Genomic DNA, 25,127 nt, shown 5'->3' with positions numbered 1-25,127 from the left:
ATTAAAAAAATTAAAACGACGAAAACACTCCCAGCTGTTTTCAAGGACCATACACATGAAGCCCTTTCGCCACCAACTGCTTGCCCGTGCCATTCGCTATGCCACTCGCACTCAGAGCGCTGAACCAAACTGGAGAAAGCGCACGCATACAGGCAAAACGGTAACTCTGGGTGCGTTGCTTTCGGGGGGGCGGTCAATCTATTTGCGGCGACCCACAATATCGACGCTGTGGATAAGTTTACGGATGTTGAGGATCTGGGGAGCAACGTCCAGAAGGTCACCAGTAAATACAAAAACGGTAGTGTCGGAGTCAACGTTTTCAATGACTTCGTGGTGGGGGATCTGAATACCGTCAACCTGGAGCTGGACAAGGATATCGACCAGCTGGTGAACATCGTACGCAATAGCCGCCCGGAAGTGCATGGTGTACTGAACAGCTACCAGGATGGGACCCTGGGCGGCAATGTGGTATTCGCCAGCTCTTATGGTTTTCTGGTAGGCCCGTCCGGGATTATCAACGTGGGGCAGTTCTCGGTAAAAACCCCTTCCCAGAGTGAAATCGACAGCTGGCTGGATCTGAGTACGCCGGCATTTTCCGATGATGGAATCACTGCGCTCGACGATAATTCCTATGCGGTTTCCTCCAGTGGTCTGGTTACTGTTTCCGGCAAAATCAACACGGCCAGCGGAGTCGATATCCGCGGTAATCAGGTGGTGGTGGATAGCGGAGCGGTACTGACCGCGGGTAACGCTATCCAGGCCATTTATGTCGATGCGGCGAAGGTCAATGTGGGCGATGCCAGCGCACCCACCGAGCTGCAGCAGGATGGTGGCAGTATTTATATTGGTGCCGCGGGTGCCGGCGTTACCACGGACATTTCCCTGGCCGGTGATCTGCTGGCCGACGGTGGTATTACCATCAGTGCCGACACCATTGATGTGGCGAGTGCGGCAACTATCGATACCCGCGACTCGGTAACGGCCAACGACGTCGAGACAGTGGCCACCTTTATTGGTGACAGCATTAATCTTGCCGGTGAAGTGCTGGCGAGCAACGTCAATATTACCGCCGATACACAAGTTACCATTAGCGGCAATATGACGGCGCTGGGTACCGACGATGGCAGTACCGCGACCGCGGGTCTGATTGATATCGACAGTGCCTCCGCCAAAATTGACGGCGGCAGCGGCGCGGTGGTGTTGGCAGAGTCTGCGGGCACCGGTGACCTGGTGATCGTGGGTAATCTCGATACCTACGATCAGCTGGATATCACCGGTGGCAGTATATCGATCGCAGCAGGCAACGTTGTTTCCGGCTCCGATGTCAGTCTGCACGCGAGTGATATCGCGATTAATGGCAGTCTTTCTGCGGATGCCACTGCCGACGGCAGCACCGGCACGGTGCTGCTGGATGGCGACGCCGACTACGATGATCTCGGCAATATCACCGCGGCAATCGTGCGTGTCGATACCGTGAACGATTTCTACATTACCGACAATGCCGCGAGTCTGACCGTCAGTGCCGGCGACATTGTGTGGGAAGAGACTGGTGGTGCGGTTGACCTGGGCTTTGCACTGGAGGTCAATGCCGACGATATCGATGCGGGTATTGATGTAACCGCAGTAGATATCACCCTGACAGCGACCAATGGTGTACAAGCGGATGCCTGGCTCAAGGCTGCAGGTGATGGCACCACTCTCGGTCAGGTCGGCCTGTCCGGTGCCACCCTGGCTTTTGATTTTGCCAAGATTTCTGCCGACGGCCTCTCGCTCACCACGTCCAACAATATGGTATTTGCGAAAAATGCCGCGGATACCGAATACAAAAATGCCGGGGTCGATGACTTTAAGTTAGCGGCCGACGTGGACTTTGATGGTGACCTCAGTCTTACCGCTGCGGGTATTACCGTTACCAAAAATGCATCGGTGACGGCTGCCAACGTCACCCTCGAATCTGGCGATACCATTGTTGAAGGCACGGTAACTGCTGATGCCGGCGACAGCGATGCCTCTACTTTTGGCACCATCAGCCTGGTGAAGGATGCCGACTATGGCATTCTTTCCATGTTGAACTACAGCATGTTGGCCATTAGTACCGACAACGACATAGTGTTGTCTGGCACCGCGGTAACCGGCTATGACTCGGACGATATTGTCTGGAATAGCAGCGGAACGGACTTCAATTTCACCGGCAAAGACATCAGCTTCAATGGCAGCAGTCTCACGGTAACCTCCGGTACCACCCTGGACGCGGACAATATTTCCCTCGACGTCGATAGTTTTTACAACAGCGGTACCTTCAACGCGTCCGAATCGATTCTGCTGACCGCAAATATCGATGACACCCTGGACCTGACCGGCCTCAATGCCAGCGCTCTGACCCTGAACAGTGATTCATCCCTGAGCTGGGCCGAAGATATTCTCTACGGCGGCCTGCTGAAGTTTGTCGCCGACAGTGTCACCATTGAGTCCACGGCCTCGGTTACCGCTGCAGGTATCTCGGTGGAGGCTGACACGATTACTGTCGCGGGCAGCCTCACCAGCACTGCTGGTAGCGGCAGTACCGTCGGTAACATCGACCTGAAAGGTAAAAACATTAGCCTCGCCAGCACCGGTGTTCTGGATACGGTGGATGGCGACAGCAGTACCACCGACGGTGACGTGAACCTGACCGCGAGTGAAACCGATGCGGTGGGCTATGGCAAAGCCAGGGCCGAAACCAGCATCGACCTGTCCGGCACCATCGAAGCCAATAACGTTACGGCTAAAGCCTACAGTTCGTCGACCAGTTCCATCTACGAAGAAATTGGCACTACCCTCGGCCTGAAAACCGTGGCCGCGCTCGCGGGTGTGGATTTCAACTATATGGAGGCCGATTCCGACGCGACCGTCACCGTCAACAGCGGTGCCAATATCACCGCCGCCGGTAACGTCACCCTGTCTGCGGATTCGCACTCGGTGGCCGAGGCCATGGCGCTGGTCATGGGCGCCGACGTGTTGACCGCAGCGCTCGCCGGTATTTACGTCAGCGGTGATGCCACCAGTACCACCACCGTCAAATCCGGTGCGACCATCAGCGCCGGTGGCGACCTGGCGGTGACCGCGCACAACGAAGCCTATGTTTCCTCCAGCGCATTCGTGCTGGAAGCTGACAAATCCAACAAGGTAGTGGCTGCCGTCGCAGTGGGTGAGGCGGATGTCGACGCCAAGGCGGTGATTGAAACCGGCGCTACCCTGGATGCCGACAACCTGCTGCTGGCCGCAGAAAACCTCAACCGCTTTTACACCTCGGCTTCGGTCTACGGACTTTCCAATACGCGCTATGGCATCGCCGTGGCGGTGGGCGACTTCGATTCCAGTGCCACCGCAGAAATGGGCGCGGATCTCGGCAGCAGCGCCGATCAGGTGGGCGACGTCACCGTAGTGGCTCTCGATCGCACCGTGGAGCAGCGGGTGCACTCCGGCGTCGCGGTGGGCGGTAGCATTCTCACGCGCACTATCGGTTCCAAACTGGTGGCCGGCATGGGGAAAGTGCAGGGCGGTGTGTCCAGCCTGCTGACCAAATATCTGCCCGGCGGTGTGGACTCCAGTGCATCCAGTGATTCCTCCGGCAAAGTGGACTGGAAGGGCGGTCTGTCCTTCTCTCTCAACCTTTCGGACAAAGAGGCCTACGCCTACCTCGGCACCAACGCCAGCGGCCAGAGCGATGCCCCGACCATTGATGCCAGCGGCAATGTGCTGGTAGCGGCGGCCACCGATCTCGGTACCGACAACGACGCGGTGATCGGCGGTGATGGCCGCGGCGCCGTGGGTGGCGACCAGGGCGGTTACCGCACCTCAGCAGAAACTGCGGTGACCTCCCCCAAAGACGGCAGTGCCGGCGCGCAGCAGACCAACGCCGCGGAAAAGAGCGCGGCGCTCGCCGTCAACTTCGCGATCCACGAGGGCGATGCGGTCGCAGAAGTGGGTGACTACACCACTATCAAGGCGCAAAACCTGGGTGTGGTTTCCGAACAGAAAATGCCGATCGTTTCTACCTACGATCGCTGGGAGTCCCTGTCCGACGTTATCAGCAAATTCAATGGTACCGGCGGTCTCCAGAATAACATTCTCACCACCTTCGCCAATGCCGGCGCCGCGGCGGATAAGGAAGCCTACGGCGGTTCGGTGAATGTGCAGTGGAACGATATCAATACCAAGGCGTGGATCGGTGACGGCGTTGAGATCACCACCACCGGCACCAGCGACTGGAGTGTTTCCTACAACCTCGACTCCAGTCTCACCAGCCCCGGTATTTTCAGCGATTTCGAACCCTTCAAAGACGTTACCTATAAATACGACTTTGACAGCTCGGTGGCGGTGCGCGCCTACAATCTGATTGAAAGTGCCCATGTGGCCGGCAATATCGGCACCCTGGGTATTCTGCCGAACGGTAATGGCACCAATGACGACGGCAAGTCCATCGGCGGCAGCATTACCTTCGTGCAGCAGGCCACCCAGGCGGTCGCCGGTATCGGCGATGCCAGCATTACGGCCGCAGGCGATGTGAAGGTCACTTCGGAAACCGACGAGCGCCACTTTGTGGTGACACCGTCTTCCGGCATGGGGACCGGCACCGGCTTCAATGGTGTGATCGCGATTCTGAACAGCGAAGCACTGACCCACGCTTCCCTTTCCAATAACGCCTATGTGAGCGCAGATGACCTGATCATTACTGCCGACCACCAGATGGGTAACTGGGCGGCAGCAGGTGCGGTGAACTGGACCGCTGGTGAAAGCGCCGTGGGTGTGGCGATCGCCGCGAATATCACCCAGGGCGATACCAAGGCGTTTATCGGCGACAACTCCAAAGAAGAAGCAAAAGTCGGCTTCAAAAATGGATCCCAGCCGGATCCGTCCGCGCCCACCAATCCTTCCCAGCCGAGCTCGCCCGCGATCATTGCGCGCAATGTGGAAGTGCGGGGTAAATCCAGTGGCTCCACCGGCAGTGTCGCGGTGGCCGGTGCGCTGCTGACGGAAGACACCGGTGAACCCGGTATCGGTGAAAAATTCGAAAGCTGGTACGGTGGCAAGTTTGGTGGCTGGTCCGGAGATCTGGAAAGCAACACGGCCAGCTCCCAGAGTGAAGCCAATTCCGGCTCCAGTAGCAGCTCAGTGGACTCCGCTTCCCAGAGCGGCAGCAACGACAGTTCCAGCTCCGGTGACAATGGTACCGCCTCGGTGGACTCCGACCAGACCAGCCTTGCCGGTGCTGGTAGTGTTACCGTGACCGTATCCAACCTCGATGCGAAAGCCATCGTCGACGGCGCCACCATCAAGGGGCACACGGGCGAGGAGCTGGACCTGGATATCCAGGCCCTGCAGAAAATCATTTCCGTCTCTGCGTCCGGCTCTGCGGCACTGAACCTGTCCAAGTCCGCGTCCACGCCGACCTCCAGCGCCATGGCCGGCGCCATTGCCTACCAGATCAGCTTCAACGATGCGCTGGCGTGGCTGATCGAGTCCGATGTGCGCAACGTCGATGATTTATCCATTCAGGCGCTGCATGGGGGTGAGCTCACCTCCATAGGCCTGGCCCTGGCCATCGATACGCCAAGCGCCGGTGGTAAATCCACCTCCGCCGGCGTGTCCGTTTCCGGTGCCCAGGTGCGCGACGGCACTTCCGCGCGCATGGAAGGCAGCACCGTCAGCGGCAGTGGTGATGGCGACAACGATTTCGAAGTAAGTGCTTACAACAACACCGATATCGGTGTGGGCGGCGGTACCCTGTACGGCGGCGGCAAAACCGGTTTCGGCCTCGCCATCACCTTTGCGGATATCGACGACCCCGCGAACCTGATTGGTGACTCTAACCCGGACGGCAACAATGTGTTGTCTTCCGCTTACGACGAAGACGTGTACAGCGGCAAGTCGGTGGAAGCGGTCGTTACCCACGCGGACGATGCTTTCTTTACTAACAGTGCCATTTACAACTTCGACACCATCGACATCAGCGCTCGTGGCCTGCAGCGCATAGGTATTGGCGCCGCCGGCGTTGGCTACAACAATAACGCTGAAAACTCTTTCGGCTTTATGGGCAGCTTTGCCATCGGCTCCATCAAGGGCGACACCAAGGCGCGTCTTGAGGACGTCACCATTACCGGTGCGGATACGGTAGCGGTCAATGTGGCGGGTACCAAGGTCGGCAGCCTGGACGCGATTCTGGACTCCCTCGGTTCCAGTTCGGTCAACGAAGACTTCGATTTCAGCGGCGCTGCGGCGTTCGATAATTCCGAGATCCACACCAGTGACGACGGCACCGGTTCTGCCTACAGCTACGGCAGTGAAGGCGAACGCATTATCGCCGTAGCCGGCGTGTTGCAGGCGGGCGGTTCCAACCTCGGCCTGTCCTATGCGCACGCGGATGTGCAGACGGAAAAAACCGCGATCATCAAAAACGCCACCATCAACACCAGCACTAGCGCCGCCAGCAGCATCGATGTGTCTGCGCGCGATGAGGCGCTGCTGTATACCGTGGCCGCGGGCCTCGGTGTCGCCACCGGCAAGTACTCGGGCGTCGGCTCGGTGGCGGTGAATAGCCTGAACAATATCGTGCGCGCGGAACTGGGCGACTGGGACGGTTACAAAAATGGCACCGTGTACGCCGACGATGTGTCGGTGATTGCGCAGAACGATATGGACCTGGTCAATGTGGCCGGCTCCGTGGCAATTTCTTCCGGCACCGGCTTTGCCGCCGGTCTTGCGGTCGCGCTCAACCTGATCGGTGACAGTGGCCACGAAACACTGGCGCGCATTGGCAATATCGACCTGGAAGCTTCCGGCGATGTTACCGTCAAAGCATCCAGCGGTTCCGACGGCGACGCCAACCTGCTGGTTGGTAATGCCATCGGTATCGGTGCTTCCACCGGCAGCTCCGGCCTGGCCTTTGCCGGTGCCCTCAGCGTTACCGATCTGGATCAGACGGTGCAGGCGGCGATCAAGAATGTGGGTAGCAACGCACTGGGCTCCGCCAGCAGCACCGGCGGCACCATTCGCGTGCAGTCCGCGGACTACACCGACAGTGTCTCCACCGCCTGGATGGGCGCCGGCTCTGCCAGCGGTTCCGCCGGCGGTATCGCCGCGGCGGTGAACCGTGTCGACAGTGATGTCACCAGTGAAATTCTCGGCGACGATAGTTCTGACTTAAGCACCGTACTCAACGCCAAGCACGTTTATGTGGAAGCGCTGCGTGACAACTGGCTGCTCACCATCGATGCCGGTGTGGCGGCATCCAAGCAGGTTTCCGTTGCGCCCTCTGTCGGCACCGGTGTGGTGGACGGCAATGTCACCGCGCGTATTGCCGACAAGGCGAAAATCAATGCCTACGGCAACGTGGGCGTGGAAGCCCTGGCCAATACCGAAAACCTGGTAGGCAGTGGCGCCGTGGGCGTGGGCCTGAACGGTGGCGCCGGCGCCATCGCCATTTCCACCGCAGTGGAATACGGCAAGACCCAGGCGTATATCGAAGATGCCACCGTCAAGGCCCTGGGTCTCGCGGGCACCTTCAATATTCTCGACGGTGAGCTCTCTGGCATGACGGCGTTGCCGGACCTTTCCGCCACGGATGAGGACAGCGACGGCAATTCCAGCGCGGTGGGTAACGGCGATGTGTCCATGGATGACCTCACCACGGCGTTTGGTTCGCAGAACCTGAAAGAGGGGACGCAGGCCATCACCGGCATTGGTGTCAATGCCACCAGTTTTGTGAAACAGCAGGCGATTACTGTGGGCGGCTCCGGTGGCAAGAACGTGGCGATCACCGCCAACGTGGCCACCAATGTGTTCGAGTCCAGCACCGATGCCTATATCAAGAATGCCACTATCAACAGCGGCGTTTCCAATCAGGACGGCGCCGATGTCACGGTGCGCGGTTCCAGCCACGACTACGGTCTGGGCGTTTCCGCCGGTATCGCAGTATCGCTCGGTGGTTCCGGTGTGGGCGGTTTCACCACCAACCACATGGGCAAGTCCGCCAGTGCGGAGATCGACAATTCCACCGTCAATGCTGACGAACTGACCCTGGAGGCCAACTCCACCCAGCTGGCGCAGGCGGTTTCCGCCGGTGTCGCCGCGGGTGTCGGCGGCGAGGGCGGTATTGGTGGTACCGCGTCGGTCACCATCAACCTGATGAAGGGCGGCACCAAGGCATGGCTGCACGACAGCACCGTCACCGCCGGCGATGTGGTGGTGAATGCAGAGCGTCGCCAGGATGTGAACTCTGCGGCGGGCTCCGCCGGTATTGGCACCAACGTGGGTGTGGGTATTGGCCTCGCGGTGAATATTCTCGGCGGCAACAGCACCGCGTTGATCGGTAACGACCTGGACGATAGCGCCGATGCCGACAGTACCCTGATCAAGGCCGACAATGTGACCGTGGATGCGGACCGCCTGGAGAGCGTCAACAGCTACTCCCTCGGCGCGGGTGTCAGCACCGGTGTCGGTGTGGCGGCGATGATCAACGTCACCGAATTCAAAGGCGAGACCCGAGCGGCGGTACACGGGCTGCTGCACGATAACGGTACCGCCGCCGACAGCACCGACGACTACTTCACTACCCAGATCATCGGGCAGGACGGCAGCAGCGATGCCACCAGCGTCGTGGTCAATGCGCAGGAAATTCTCGATGTCGACCAGGAAACCCTGGGCATCGGTGTCGGCAACAGCGTCGGTGTCGGCGCCGTGGCCAACGTGGTACTGGGCCGCAGCCAGGTGTACTCGGAAGTGGTTGGTTCGGAAATCGACACTGCGCTGCTGGATATGGATGCCACTGCCCAGCGCGAAGCCTGGATGATCTCCATTGCCGGCGGCGCTTCCACCAATGTGGGCGCGGCGGTAAGTATTGGTGTGGCGCTATTCGGCCAGGGCGATACCACCACCGACGACGGCACCAATGCCGAAGACGAATTCGATCCCTCGCGCCAGTCTGCGAACAGCGTGATGGCGGAAGACACCGCGGCCTACAACCCGCATCTCTCCAGCGCGGATATCGCCGCGATTGAGGAAGAGAGCGGTACCACCATCGAGAGCACTTCTGCACCCAGCACCGCCACCAGCACCGAATCCGGCAATTCGCTGAAGCTGAGTGGTGAGAGTGTGGTGGCCGCGCGCATCTCCGGCGGCGCTATCAATGCGGACACCCTGGATGTGGACGCACAGACGCTGCTGCACACTTATCAGGGCCTGGGCGCGGCTTCCCTTGGCAGTATCGCTATCGGCGGTGCGGTGGGTGTCACCCGTCTGTACGACATGACCATCGCCACCGTGGACACCGATCTCTCCGCCAACAACGTCACCGTGGACGCGCAGGTGATGGACGTGTCCGATGACGATGCTGCAGGCGAAATGAAATCCTTCGTCATCAGCGGCGGCGGCACTGGCGTTGCGATCAGCTATAACGATTTGCGCAGTGAACTGCGCACCGTGGCGGGCGTGACGTCGGCGGCCGGTGATGACACCGGCGATCTCTCAGTATCGGCACGCGACACCACCGAACTCAGAGTGGGCGACCTGGATGCCGGTAAGCCGGGCGACCCCACCGATGGCTCGCTCAGTGTCAGTGTTGGTGCTGCGGCGATCGGTGTGTCGATCGGTTTTGCCGAGAAGAACAGCGACGTGGATGCCTGGCTGGGTGCGACCGGCCACAGCATCGACGGTTACAACAATATCGACCTCGATGCCTATAGTGGCGGTCTGGTAAAAACCAGTGCCTTCGCCTTGGCGGGCGGCCTGCTCGCTGGCGTGCAGGGTGTGATTACCGATGCGCGTGACGAGTCCAACGTCAATGCCACGGTATACGGCACCATTTCTGCGGGTAGCGGCGCGGTCAATATTGATGCCCAGGCAGTACCGGAAGTCTTCTCACGAGCCTACGGCGTGACCGTGGCCGTGGGTGGCTCCATGGGGGGCTCTTTCTCCTACGCTATTGCCGATGCCACCGCTGTGGCAGAAGCCGCCGACGGCACCTACTTCACCGGTGAAGGCACCGTGACCATGCGCGCGGAAACCGGCGATGGTTCGGACGATGATTACGTGAGCGCCGACGCCAATGCGTTTGCGGCATCCGGCGGCCTGCTGGCCGGTGTCGCGGGTTCCGAAGCGCTGGCGGAGAACCGCTCGCAGGCAGTGGCCAAAGTTGGCGACGGCGTGCGTATTCCGGATAATGATTTCGGTGTCTACGCGCGCAATACCGCGGTGCAGTACGCGGATGCCGATGGCTATTTCGTGGGCCTGTACGCCGGTGGTTTCAATTTCTCCACCGCCGAGTCGAGCACCTCGGCGCGGGTGGAATACGGCTCCAACCCGATCTCCAACGCCACCCTGCGTCTCGGCGATTTTATTCTCGACGCCTACAACTACGACGAGAACCAGAGCTTCACCACCGCGGGTGGTGGCGGTTACTACGCCGGTTCCGCAGCGGTCTCGAACGCCAACAGCTACAACAATTCCAGCGATAACAAGGCTGCTAGCGTTGAAATTGCGGACTGGGCTTCCGGCTATACTGCCGTGCCGCTCATGGGAGGCGAGGTGCGCCTGTCCGCCGCGCACGAGAGCCAGTTCTTTGCCGGCACCGACTCCACCACCGTCTCGGTGGTCGGCGGCTCCGGCGCCGTGTCCAACTCGGATATCGACAATGACGCCGAAGTAACCCTGGGCCAGAACGTCAGCTTCGAAGCGCTGCAAATCGATATCGAAGCCGACAACACCGCGATGCAAATCCAGAGCCCGGCGGCATCCGGCTTCGAGACCAGCATCAATGCCGGTGCCGGCGGTGCCGCCAACGGTTCCGCGGCCATTTCCAATCAGGATCTCACCGGTATCGACGCCACGGTTTCCATCGGCGAAAACGCCGTGCTGGCCATCAGTGACCTGGCCTGGCTCGACAGCGAGTACGATCACGGCATCTTTATCGACGCCCACTCGCGCTTCAACGTTTACGACGCCTCGGTATTGAAAGTTGGCGGCGCGCTGCAGGGCGCGGGTTCCGAATCCGATATCGACGCCACCACCAGCAACACGGTGAACATCGGTGACAATGCGCTGATCTACAACCCGGTGGGTGAGATCGGTATTGGCACCTATACCACGGGTACCGCCACCGCCCAGGCCGAGACCACGGTGTGGGCGATTGCCGGTGTGGCCGGCGGTGTGTCCGATGTGGATATCACCGTCACCAACAAGGTGGATATCGGGCAAGACGTTATCATCAACGGCTACGGCGATATCGGTATTTATGCCGGGCGCGGCTCCAACTATCTGGCGGAAAACCAGCTGTCCGCCGACGCGCGCACCAATGTGTACAACTGGACCGCGGTACCTATTCCCGCGGGCAATTCGGCCAACGCGGATATCAATCTCACCAACAAGGTGATCCTGGGCGACGATATCGATGTCGGCAGCGATGGCCATGTAAACGTCGAGGCCAACGAGGGCTCGCTATACGCCAATGCCGACGGCGTCGAGCGCAACCCTTATCTCGAGCTCTTCTCTACCGAAACCACTTTCGGCTCCAGCGATACCAACGCCAATTCCACCCTGGTATTCGAGGGTTCCGGCAATATTGTCGCCGGTCAGAACGCCTATCAGTGGGTGGATATCGACGACAGCGGCAATATCACTTCCCAGCTTGCCGGCTACGGTGTGGCGGAGCAGCTGTCGGACAAATACTCCTCCCGCGCCAGCCTGCAGGCCTATATCGACGAGCTGCAGACGCTGGTGGATGAATACGAAAACTGGACCGCTGATACCACCACTACAACCGGTACCGCCACCGATGGCAGCGACGACAGTGGCACTGGCGGCAGCGGCAGTGTCGGTGGCACCAGTACCAGCGGTGACAGCGGTGAAAATCCCTACCTGGATGAAATCAATGCGCTGAAGACCGAGATCGCCAACCTGAACGTGATCCTGAGCGATCTGTCCGAGCAGGAAAACAATGTGATCTCGGTGACCGGTATCGCGGCGTCTGCGGGCAACGTGAGCCTGGTGGCGGATGCCATCGACCTGCAGGGTGGTTTTGGCAATAACCCCATGGTCACCGCGCGCGGCGATGCCTATATCGATATCAACAACCGCGACGACCAGCACCTGTTGGTGGGCAACCTGTATATTGCCAACCAGACTGGCGGCAATGTGTACGTCACCGGCGGTGCCAGCCTCGACAGCAGCTATATCACCGAGGAAAACAGCACCACTACCGGCGTCAGCTCCGGTATTCATATCACCCACAATCCGTCGGGCACGAATTACCTGAATTCCGATGTGATCGTCGACGGCAACATCACCAACCTGCTGTCCACGGTAGATATCACCCTGAAAGAGGGCGACCTGCTACAGCAGTCGGCGGTTTCTGCCAATACCATCAATATCACTGTGGAGAGAGGCTCGCTGGTGGTAAACGCCGGCAATGCGGATGTTTCCTATGGGCGCTCTCCAGCTTCGCTGGTGAACTTCACCGACAAGTGGAAGCCCACCAATGCATATGACTTCGTGCATTACTGGATCAGCGATCGCTACGAAGCGGATATCGATGCCGTGGGCATCAACGAGTTCAACAACTGGTTCTATGCGTGCGCCACCGCTAACGAATGTCATATTGGCGGCACTGCTTACAACAACGAACACAGCTACTTCGACAATCCTTCGGACGACAACGCCGACTACGACTGGATACACGTGTTCTTCAACTGGGGCTTCAGTGACTCCCAGGAATACGGCGGCGGTGACGCGGTGGATTTGAAGTTCAAGTCCGACAGCTCCAGCCGCGGCGGACGCCACTGGAAATTCCAGCCGGTGTACGACAAAACGGGCAATCTGATTCAGAGCGCTAGCTACTCATCGGTGAAAAGCGACCTTGGTGCGCCCGGTGCCACCATTGTTGGCGAGAAGGTGGTGATCAATGCCAGACGGGTGGACATCAATGGCACCATTGAAGTGGGCACCGAAAATAATTGGTCGGTCACGGTGGGCAGTGGTTTCGATGCGGCCATCGCTGAGTACATCCGCTATGCCGGCCTGTCCGACGGTGACCAGATCGCATTGACCCCCGGCGGCCGGCTGCGTGTGAATAACCCGAATTACATCAACTACTTTCAAACGCCGTTCGAAGATCGCTATATCTACATCGATCCGCAGGTCAGCAAGATCAGCGGTGCCGAGGGCATCACCCTGACCTACGATGTGGCCAGCAAGCAGTTGCTGGTGGACGATGTGCCGGTATCCGGTGGCGGCTACCTGTCGATCAACGCGATGGTTTCTTCCACCAGTGAAGACGGCAAGATCCTGGTGCGCGACGGCCTCGGCCAGATCGACATCGATAACTACTCGAATACCCAACTGGTGATCAACAGCCTGGATGCGGGCGACGATGCCGTGGGTATCGTGCGCATTACCGATCACAACTTCCGCAAGAACATGCGTAGTCAAGGCGGCGGTAGTAATGACTACTTCAGCCACTGGTACGTGCACAGCCCTGGCGGCCAGATCCAGGAGTACGAAACCACTTCCTATGCCGCCAGCTGGGAAGACGGCACCTACCTGGGCGCCAGCGGTGGTACCGGTACGACTTCCAGCACCACCTATAACCCGCTCGCCGGCCAGTTGTATTACATGCGCGAAGACGCTTCCGTCAGCCGCTCTTACGTTGACTTCCCGGATGGCTACCTGGCCAAGTACCCCGACACCGTGGGCACCTGGCAGGGCACCGGCGCCGGCGGCGCGCTGGAGTGGAATCTGGGTGCCAGCTATTACACCAGCTGCAGCGCCTTCCGGGGCGCCTGTACCAATGGCTCTGCCACCGACTTTATCCAGCAGGAGCTTTCTGCCACCAGTATCAGCCGCTACCGGTGGGGCATCGGTTACAGCTACTCGGATTACTACGGCTCCAACTGGACCAATACCGACCCGGGCACCTATATCCCCTACGAGCTGGGCATGTCCGCGCACACCTTTGTGAAGGCGGATAACACCATCGGTATTTCGTTTACCGGTGTCGGCACCGGCAGTATCGATATCGATTCCAGCGCCGGCGTGATCATCAACGGCAACATCTACAACCCGCTGGGTACCACCGACATCAACACCAGTGCCAGCCTGACCACCGGCACCGGCGCCTCGTTCAATGCCGATATCCTGCGCCTGTATGCCGGGCAGGGTGACCTGGGCACGCTGGAAGATCCGCTTAACATCACCACCGGAACCGTATCGCTGGATGCCAACGGCGGCTCTCTGTATTTCGATATCACCGGTAAATCCGGTGCGGTGAATCTGGAGCGCTTTGCTGCGCAGTACGACATCGTCGGCTCTGTGGACAAGGGATTGAGCGGCGTCGGCAGCGGCGTTCATATTCAGGGCGATACCCTGAACCTGGTGAGCTATTCCGGCAGCATTGGCAGTGTCGGTACCATCGGCGACAGCGCGACTTACGACTACATCAATGTGGACGTCAACGAAGTCACCCTGGAAGCCGCGGACGATATTGCGATTTATCAGGCCGTGGGCGACCTCGCCGTGAACACCATTTCTGCCAGTGAGGATGTGGTCATCGGCCTCGGTAACGGCAGCCTGTTGAACGGTATCGGCCAGAACGAGAAATCCGATGAGGAACTGGCCTACCTGCAATCCGTATGGGATCGCCTTGGCATTCAGGACGGCAGTGCGGGTGAAGTGGCCGTTACCGGCTACGAGAACCAGTTCACTGGTAACTACCACACCTACTGGTTGATCAAGCAGCGCCTGGATGACGATAGTGAAGCGGGTTTCACCATCAACGCGGCGTTTATGGACAGCTTCAAATCCCGCTACGGTGTTTCCACCGATGCGGAAGCGACTGCGGCGGCGAAGGCGGAATTCTTCGGTCTGGAAGACTGGTTTGCCGATCAGGTCGCGGCACCGGATACCTATGCCGATGCCGCCGATGCCATCGGTTTGGAGCAGAAAGGCACGCTTGAGGGGTACGACTACGGCGACCTGTTCACCAGCAGCTACGACAGCAGTTTTACGTTGGAGATCGACGACACTTCCAGCTGGTATGCCGGTCTCACCGAGGGCTCCCAGTGGAGCCAGAGCCAGTTGGATATCAGCATCAACGCGGCAGCGCTGAATGCGGATGCCCAGGCTACGTTGTCGAGCCGTGAAGCCAATATCGTTGCGCCGAACCTGCATATCGCCGTCAACGGCGGTAGTGTGGGCCAGGATCTCGCGGACCTGGTGTTCTCCATCGATCGCAACAATCCGGTGATTACCGACGCGCAGAAAATCGCGCTGTTGGAAGCGGGCCCCGGCGATATCGAAACAACCGAAAACGGCGATCTGGTGACCTTCAGCGTGTCGCAGGTGGATCCGATCAAGATCGATACCACCGGTGAACTGAATGTCAGCGCGAGCGACGAAATCTATATCGAATCTGCCAGCGGTCTAACTATCGGCAATATCACTTCAAGTACCAGTGATGTGCGCCTGGCAGTGAACGGTTCCATCAGTGCAGCATCATCGGGCTTCAATATTTCCGCGCGGGATTTGTATATCGCCAATACCCAGGGGGATATCGGCGCGGGCAGCAGCAATCTCAAACTGCAGCTTTCCGGCGTGCTGCGCCAGGCTGGCGCTGCCGGCAGCCTCTATGTGACCCAGACAGGCGCCGACCTCGTCGTCGATGCGGTCAGTGCCGGTGATCGCATCTGGATGGTGAGCAGTGACGACATTGTCGGTCTCGATAGCGAGAGCGTAATCTCCGGCAGCCGTCTCGGCCTTTACACAGACCACAATCTTGGCTCTTCCACACAGGCATTGAACCTGCGAATGTCCGGCGGCGGCCAGTTGGCCTTCGGTGCCGGCGATGCCTGGCTGAATATCGCCGACACCTCGGAAGCGGCAATTGCCGGCGGGACCACCGGCGTCATGAGCATCGATGCCAGCGGCGATCTGGTGCTGTTTGGCGACTTGCGCGCAGACGCACTCGACCTGTATGCCGCGGGTGATATTTTCACTTCAGTTACCGGCATCGTTGAGGTCAACGGCCTGGCGAAATTCGAAGCGGACAACATCACTCTCGATACCCACGACATCACCATCGGCAGCGGCGATTTCGACGCGACGGCGGGCGGCATGACTCTGGGTAACGTCACCACCAGTGGTGAACTGGACCTGGTGGCGAGTGGCCATCTGCAATTCAATGGCGACGTGGACGTGGCCTATACCAGCGCGTCCAGTGGTGGTAGCGCCCGCCTGCTGGCGGATGCCCAGAGCATGGCGATGGCTGCGGCAACCGAGCTGCGTTCCGAGGGCGACATGACCCTGACGGCAATCGACAGCCTGGATCTGCAGACGCTGATTGCCGGTGGCGATATCAGTCTTACTGCACTGAACCTGATCGATAACGTCAGTGGCAGCATCAATGCGGCGCAGTTGAACGCAGCCAATGTGTTTGCCGATGCGCAGGCGATGCTGACACTCGGCAGCGTCAATGCGGGGAATATCGACCTGGAAGGTAACGCCATCCTCGTTACCGGTAATCTGTTCGGCAGTGCTGCGGTCTCGCTCGATGCGAACGATGGACTGGAAGTGCAGGGCGATATTGGCAGCGCAGGCGCGCGCGCGGTTTCCATTGCATTGAATGGCGGCAGCGGCAATGTGGCACTGGGGGGCAGCGCCTATAGCAGCGGTGCCTTCCTGGTGAGCAATGGCAATCTGTTTACCCTGGCGGATGCAAGTACGGTCGACGCGGGCTCGATCAATGTGACCGCCACTGGCCTGTTGGCGGATGTAAATAGCCAGCTTATTTCTGCGAATGGTGCTGCTTTTGATCTCGGTATGAGCGGTGCAGAATTCGGTGCACTGAATATTATCGGTACGTTGCAGGTTGACAGTGATGGCGATGTGACATTCCTCGCCGACACCACTGTAGGTAGCGACCTTGCGCTGAATACCGGCGGTGACGTGACGGTAGTAGACGCCGTGCTGCTGGACGTGGCGGGAAGCCTGCGCGGAATTGGCGGCACCCTGGCACAAGCCAACAGCTGGAATATGGGGGTGGGCAGTCACCTGATGGTGGACGGCGACGTCGGAGTGGAAACGCTGGCGGGCCAGGAATTTGCAGAGCTTACGGTCGGCGGTGACATGACGGTGATTGCCGGTGACGACATTGCCTTCAATGACAGTACGGATATCGGTGGCTTCCTGGATATTTCCGGCGCTGCCGATTTGGCATTTAACGGCAGTGTAGGTGTGGGTTCCGCCGCGGCCAATTATCTGTTGATCGATGTCGACGGTGTGGTTTCACAAGCCGCTGGCCAGCAGCTCACCAGCTCCGATGCGATGACGGTTGTGGCTTCCGCCTGGAACGCCGATGCAACCAGCCTGCTGCAGAGCGGTAGCTCGGCAGAATTTACCCTGTCCGATGACAGCAGCTTTGGATTGCTGACCACCGCTGCCGCTCTCACCATAGATGCCGGCGGCGATCTCAATTTCCAGAACACCACCACCGTGGGCTCCGCGGTGAGCGGCGCCGACATGTTGCTGGAAGCCGATGGCGCGGTGATGGTCGCAGACGATGTGCTGTTTGATATTTTCGGCGCGCTGCGTGGTATTGCGGGCACAACGGCAACCCTGGGCAGCTTCAATGCGGGTAGCAGTAGCCTGGTACGTACGCGCGGCAAGCTGCAATTGCAATCTGCCGACAGTATCCGCTTCGCCCAGCTGGTTGCCGGTGACGATGTCACTCTGAGCAGTCTCGGTAATATGACATTCAGCGAGACCGGCAATATTGCCGGGGGCCTGCTGATTACTGATGCCGCAGATGTGTCTTTCGTCGGGGATGTGGCGGTTGGCAACGCGATCTCTGTCGGCGGCGTCGACCTGACTGCCCGCGGCGCGGTCAGTCAGTCTGCGGGCCAGTCTCTCGTAAGTTACGGCAATGTGATCGGCAGTGCCGATAGCTGGAGCATGGGTGCCGGTGCTCGGCTGCAGTCCCTCGCGGGTTCAGTACAGCTCACCACTAGCGGCAACATGACGCTGGACAATATTGATAGTGCGAGCGGGATTGCGCTCAACGCCGGTGGCGATCTGGCGTTTAACAATGCATTGACCACCAACGCTAACCTGTTTGTGGATGCCGCCAGTCTGGTTATGGATGCGGCAGCCAGCCTGCAGGTAGCCGGTGACTTCGAGGCGGCCACCGCGGGCGATCAGCAATTCGCACTACTGGATATCGAGGGCGCTTCGCTGCTGACGGCCGGTGGCGATATTTATTTCAACGATACGGCGGATTTCGGTGGTGCTCTGACAATCACCGACGGCGGCAACCTGTCTCTTATCGGTGATGTTGCTGTGGGAACCCTGAGTTCGGCCGATGCCGACCTGAGTTTGCGCGGTGACATTTCTCAATCTGCGGCGCAAGTCTTTGCCATCAGCGGCGTGCTGGATGCCTCCGCGAACAGCTGGAGAATGAATGACAATGCACTGCTGCAATCCGGTGGTGCTCTGGCGATCACCACGGCAGCCGGTATGGATCTGGCGCAGCTGAATAGCGGCGCCACCGTTGCGCTCGATAGCGGTGCTGGAATTGCTCTGCGTGAATCCTTGATCGCAGCCGATAACATAACCCTGCAGGCAGTCGATGCCATTGCTATGAGTGACGCTGGTCTGTTGCAGGGCGGTGCGAACCTGATTCTCAACGGCAACAGCTTCACCATGGGCAGTGGTGCTCAATTGGATCTGGTCGGCGACTTCACTGCCGAGACCGATGCTGAACAACGCTTTGCGCTGCTGACTGTTGGTGGCAATACCCAGCTGACCGCCGGTGGCGATATCGCATTCAATGAAACCGCAGACCTGACCGGTGCTCTGGCCATCGTCGACGGTGACAACCTGATGCTGGTCGGTGACGTCAATGCGGCAAGCGCTGATTTCACCCTGAGCGGTGACGTCACCCAGTCTGCAGCACAAACCTTCGCGCTCGCTGGCGACCTGCTAGCCTCTTCCAATAGCTGGAGCATGGGCGACGGTGCGTTGCTGCAAACCGGTGGCACTCTTGCGATCACCACGGCAGCTGGTATGGATCTGGCGCAGTTGGATAGCGGTGCTACCGTTGCGCTCAACAGCGGTACCGGTATTGCTCTGCGCGAATCCTTGATCACAGCAGACAGCGTTACCCTGCAGGCAGTCGACGCTATCGCCATGAGTGACGCGGCGCTGCTACAGGGCGGTGCGAACCTGATCCTCAACGGTAACAGCTTCACCATGGGCAGCAGCGCTCAGCTGAATCTGGTCGGCGACTTCACTGTCGGTACTGATGCTGAACAAGACTTCGCGCTGCTGACCGTTGGTGGCAATACCCAGCTCACTGCCGGTGGCGATATCACATTCAATGAAACCGCAGACCTGGCCGGTGCTCTGGCCATCGTCGACGGTGACAGCCTGGTGCTGGTCGGTGACGTTAGTGCGGCAAGCGCTGATCTCGCCCTGCGTGGCGATGTCACCCAGTCTGCGGCACAAACCTTTGCGTTCGATGGCGACCTGCTGGCTTCCGCCAATAGCTGGAGCATGGGTGAAGGTGCTCTGCTGCAAACCGGTGGTTCTACGGCAATCACCACTGTAACGGGAATGGATCTGGCGCAGCTGGCTAGCGGTACTACCGTCATTCTCAACAGCGGTGCCGGTATTGCTCTGCGCGAATCCTTGATCACAGCAGATAGCGTTACCCTGCAGGCAGTCGACGCCATTTTCATGAGTGACGCTGCACTGTTACAGGGCGGTGCGAACCTGATCCTCAACGGTAACAGCTTCACCATGGGCAGTGGTGCTCAGCTGAACCTGGTCGGCAACTTCACAGCCGATACTGATGCTGAACAAAGCTTTGCGCTGCTGACTGTTGGTGGCAATACCCAGCTCACTGCCGGTGGCGATATCGCGTTCAATGAAACCGCAGACCTGACCGGTGCTCTGGCCATCGTCGACGGTGACAGCCTGGTGCTGGTCGGCAACGTTAATGCGGCAAGCGCTGATCTCACCCTGCGTGGCGATGTCATCCAGTCTGCAGCACAAAGTTTTGCGCTCGATGGCGACCTGCTGGCTTCCGGTAACAGCTGGAGCATGGGTGACGGCGCACTGCTGCAAACCGGTGGTGCTCTGGCGATCACCACGGCAGCTGGTATGGATCTGGCGGAGCTGAATAGCGGCGCCACCGTTGCGCTCAACAGCGGTGCCGGTATTGCTCTGCGCGAATCCCTGATCGCCGCAGACAGCGTTAACCTGCAGGCAGTAGACACCATCGCCATGAATGACGCTGCTCTGCTGCAGGGCGGTGCGAACCTGGTGCTTAACGGCAACAGCTTCATCATGGGTAGCAGCGCTCAGCTGAATCTGGTCGGCGACTTCACTGTCGGTACTGATGCAGAACAAGACTTCGCGCTGCTGACCGTTGGTGGCAATGCCCAGCTCACTGCCGGTGGCGATATCGCGTTCAATGAAACCGCAGACCTGACCGGTGCTCTGGCCATCGTCGACGGTGACAGCCTGGTGCTGGTCGGTGACGTCAACGCGGCAAGCGCTGATCTGACTCTGCGCGGTAAGGTATCGCAGACTGCGGCACAAACCTTCGCGCTTGATGGCGACCTGCTGGCTTCCGCGAACAGCTGGAGCATGGGTGAAGGTGCTCTGCTGCAAATCGGTGGTTCTACGGCAATCACCACTGTAACGGGAATGGATCTGGCGCAGCTGGCTAGCGGTACTACCGTCATTCTCAACAGCGGTGCCGGTATTGCTCTGCGCGAATCCCTGATCGCCGCAGACAGCGTTACCCTGCAGGCAGTAGACGCTATCGCCATGAATGACGCTGCTCTGCTGCAGGGCGGTGCGAACCTTGTGCTTAACGGCAACAGCTTCACCATGGGCAGCAGCGCTCAGCTGAATCTGGTCGGTGGCCTCACTGCAGAGACCGATGCTGAACAAGACTTCGCACTGCTGACCGTTGGTGGCAATACCCAGCTCACCGCCGGTGACGATATCGCATTCAATGAAACTGCAGATTTGACTGGTGCCCTGACCATCGTCGATGGCAACAATCTGGTGCTGATCGGTGACGTCAACGCGGCAGGTGCAGATCTGACTTTGCGCGGAGATGTATCGCAGACAGCGGCACAAACCTTCGCGCTTGATGGCAATCTGCAGGCTTCCGCTAACAGCTGGAGCATGGGTGACGGCGCGTTGCTGCAAAGTGGTGGTGCTGTGGCAATCACCACCGTAACGGAAATGGATCTGGCGCAGCTGGCTAGCGGCGCTACCGTCATTCTCAACAGTGGTGCCGGTATTGCTCTGCGCGAATCCTTGATCGCAGTCGATAACATAATCCTGCAGGCAGCCGACGCTATCACCATGAGTGACGCGGCGCTGCTGCAGGGCGGTGCGAATCTGATCCTCAACGGCAACAGCTTCACCATGGGCAACAGCGCTCAGCTGAACCTGGTCGGCGCTTTCACCGCCGAAACTGCTGCCGACCAACAGCTTGCGCTGCTGACTGTTGGTGGCAACACCCAGCTTACTGCCGGTGGCGATATCGCGTTCAATGAAACCGCAGATCTGACTGGTGCCCTGACCATCGTTGATGGCAACAATCTGGCACTGGTCGGTGACGTCAACGCGGCAAGCGCTGATCTCACCCTGCGCGGCGATGTCACCCAGTCTGCGGCACAAACTTTCGCGCTTGATGGCGATCTGCTGGCTTCCGCTAACAGCTGGAGCATGGGTGAAGGTGCTCTGCTGCAAACCGGTGGTGCTCTGGCGATTACCACGGCAGCCGGTATGGATCTGGCGCAGCTGAATAGCGGCACCACCGTTGCGCTCAACAGCGGTGCTGGTGTTGCTCTCCGTGAATCCCTGGTCGCAGTAGATAGCATTACCCTGCAGGCAGTAGACGCTATCGCCATGAGTGACGTGGCGCTGCTGCAGGGCGGTGCGAGCCTGGTACTTAACGGCAACAGCTTCACCATGGGCAGTGGTGCTCAGCTGATTCTGGTCGGCGACTTCACCGCCGAGACCGATGTAGAACAAGACTTCGCACTGCTGACCATTGGCGGTAATGCCCAGCTCACTGCCGGTGGCGACATCGCATTCAATGAAACTGCAGACCTGACCGGTGCTCTGACCATCGTCGACGGTGACAGCCTGATGCTGATCGGTGACGTCAACGCGGCAAGCGCAGATCTGACTTTGCGCGGAGATGTATCGCAGACAGCGGCACAAACCTTCGCGCTTGATGGCGATCTGCTGGCTTCTGCTAACAGCTGGAGTATGGGTGACGGTGCACTGCTGCAAACCGGCGGTGCTCTGGCGATCACCACAGCCGCCGGTATGGATATGGCGCAGCTTTCTAGTAGCGGCACCGTGGCGCTCGACAGCGGTGCCGGCATTGCTCTGCGCGAATCTCTGATCGCTGCAGATACCGTTACCTTGCAGGCTGTCGACGCCATCGCCATGAATGACGCAGCCTTGCTGCAGGGCGGTGCGAGTCTGATCCTTAACGGCAACGGCTTCACCATGGGCAGTGGTGCTCAGCTGAATCTGATCGGCGACTTCACCGCCGAGACCGATGCAACACAAGAATTCGCACTGCTGACCATCGGTGGCAACAGCGAGCTGACTGCCGGTGGCGATATCACCTTTAGCGAAACTGCAGACTTCAGCGGATCGCTAACCATCGTCGATGGCGACAACTTGACGCTGGTCGATGACGTCACCGTTGCAAGTGCTGATTTCACTCTCCGTGGTGATGTGGCGCAGTCGGCACTGACGCAGTTTGTCAGCGCTGGGGATGTTGTTGTGGCGGCGGCCAGCTGGTATGCGGGCGATAACAGTCTGTTGCAGAGCGGTGGTCATTTCGCACTGGAAAGTGATGGTGATATTTCCCTGTATACCCTGGCGGCGAGCGATGCACTTTCATTGCTGAGTGCCAGCGGCGCTATTGCCTTGCGGGATAACGTGACCGCAGCGGGGGATATTCAGCTGAATGCAGAGGGCGCTGTGTCACTTGCGGCCGCACGCACTATGCATACAAACGGTGATTTCACTCTGGACGGGCAGCGCTTTGAGATGGGCGACGAGGCTCTACTGGAAGTGTTGGGCGATACCATCATTCGCACTCGCGATGGACAGGTACTGCACACGCTGGATCTCGCCGGCAGTGCCGATATTGTCAGCGGCGGCAGCTGGACCCTGAACAGCGACCTGTCGCTGGACGGTGATCTGTCACTGGTTGCTGGCGGCGATGTGGCGCTGTTCAGCGATGTGACCATTGGTGGCAATAGTGCAATCAGCGCAGATGGCACTCTGTTGCTGCAGGAAGGTCGCCAACTGAATAATGCCGGCAGCCTTGTTGCGCAGTTAGCCAGTTGGCAAATGGGGGCTGGCAGCCTGTTACAGGTTGGCGGTACCACTGAAATCGACAGTGCTGGCGATATTGTGCTTGCCCAGTTTATCGGCAGTGGTGACGCGAGCCTGGTTAGCGGCGCTGGCGTACAGCTCAATGAGCGGGCAGAGGTCTTTGCCAGCCTGGAAGTGGATGCCGCAGCGGCTCTGGTTCAGGCTGAAGGGCAGCGCCTCGTGGTGCACGGGGATTTTGCTGCGCGGGCAGACAGTTGGCAGATGGCCAGCGACGCTCGCCTGCAAGTGGTTGGCAGTGGCCGTGTAGCACTGGATGGCGACGCGGAGCTGCAGCAGCTCAACCTGGGCGGCGATCTGTTGTTGCAAAGTGGTGGCGATGTTGCACTGCAACGCAACATTTACACCGGTGGTGCTTTGACTCTGAGCGCGGCTGGCGATATCAGTCAGGCCGCGTCCACGCTCGTCAAGGTCGGTGGTGCGGTCGATATCGACACCAACCGCTGGACCATGGGCGCAGGCAGTCGAATGGAGGCTCAGGGTGCGCTTCGGGTTCACAGCCGTGAAGACATGTTGCTGTCCTCACTCAGTAGCAGCTGGAGTGGCGACTACGCCTTCGACCTGAGCACCGAAGGCAGCATACTCGGGCGCAGTGACTCCGACCTGCACTTACAGGGCGTTATCGGTGGCCGCGGCTACTTCAGCGCCGCTACCGGTATCGGTGCCCCTCTGGTGATGGATCTGCCCTGGCTGTCCGCCGTCAGTGATGATGGTGACATCAACCTGATCCTGCTGAATGACGCCCACGCAGAACTGCTGTCTGCGCAAAATGGGGACGTGCGGATTCGCGCGTTTGGCGACGTGGATATCGAGGAATTGATTGGCACGCCGCACCTGTGGATAGATGGCTTCCTGCTGGCTAACCAGCTGACGGTCCCGCAGGGCACCTTTATTGGTGGCGAAGGCGTTCAGCTGAATCAGGTAAACCTGACCACGTCCGGCCCGCTGGAGGTCCGGGGCCCCAGTATTGATATCAACGTGGATAGCCAGGGCAGTGCGGAAACCTTCCTGACGTTAACCGGTATCGATGGTGCAGCGGCGCAGTGGGTCGGGGTGAATGTGGATAACACCAGTCGCCTCACTATTGACCGCCTGTTCACCGACTACGGCGCCATAGCCACCAGTGGTGACCTCCGCCTGGAAAGTGCGGAAGTCTACTCTGCGCTGGATATGACCAGTGGTGAGCTGACGTTGTCCCTGAACAATGTCGACCTTTCGCCCCAGGGCGTCAGCGGTCAGCTGGTAACCCCCTACGGAGAGTTCTGGTTGGATACGCGGGACAATCTGTTGCTCACCAATGCCCAGGTTACCCGTTACCGCGACCCGGTAGTGCTGACTTATCAGGGCAAGGAAGGCGAATATGTTGAGGGTGAGCCCGGCTTCTCTCGTCTGTCTATCGAATACCAGTTGGAAAACTCGATTCAGGGGGAGCGCGCGGAAGGGCGTGACCTGCAGCGTCTCTGGTTCAGTCATCCGCTGGACTTCCTCAACGCTGAGGAATACTTCTGGCAGCCGGTGGACTGGTTGGATCCAGACGAATACAGCGAGCTGGACCCGGAAGTTGAGGAGCCCGGTTACGCCGAGGTTGCCATGGATGGCGCGCTGGCCATGCGCGACTGATCGCCGCTTAATCATTAGAAAAATTCAGTGCCGGCCGTTTG

The 25,127-nt window shown here is 59.3% G+C and carries 1 protein-coding gene; it reads left to right on the top strand.

Going from position 1 to position 25,127, the window contains the following annotated elements; translation table 11 throughout:
- The first annotated feature begins 228 nt into the window (after positions 1-228).
- Positions 229-25,086, top strand: coding sequence for a leukotoxin LktA family filamentous adhesin (locus GRX76_RS18020; protein ID WP_160154554.1), 24,858 nt, complete (start codon positions 229-231; stop codon positions 25,084-25,086).
- Positions 25,087-25,127 lie beyond the last annotated feature (41 nt).

The organism is Microbulbifer sp. ALW1, from assembly GCF_009903625.1.
Lineage (GTDB): Bacteria > Pseudomonadota > Gammaproteobacteria > Pseudomonadales > Cellvibrionaceae > Microbulbifer.
The sequence above is the reverse complement of the archived record's forward strand: the minus strand, read 5'-3'. Positions and strand labels throughout refer to the sequence as shown.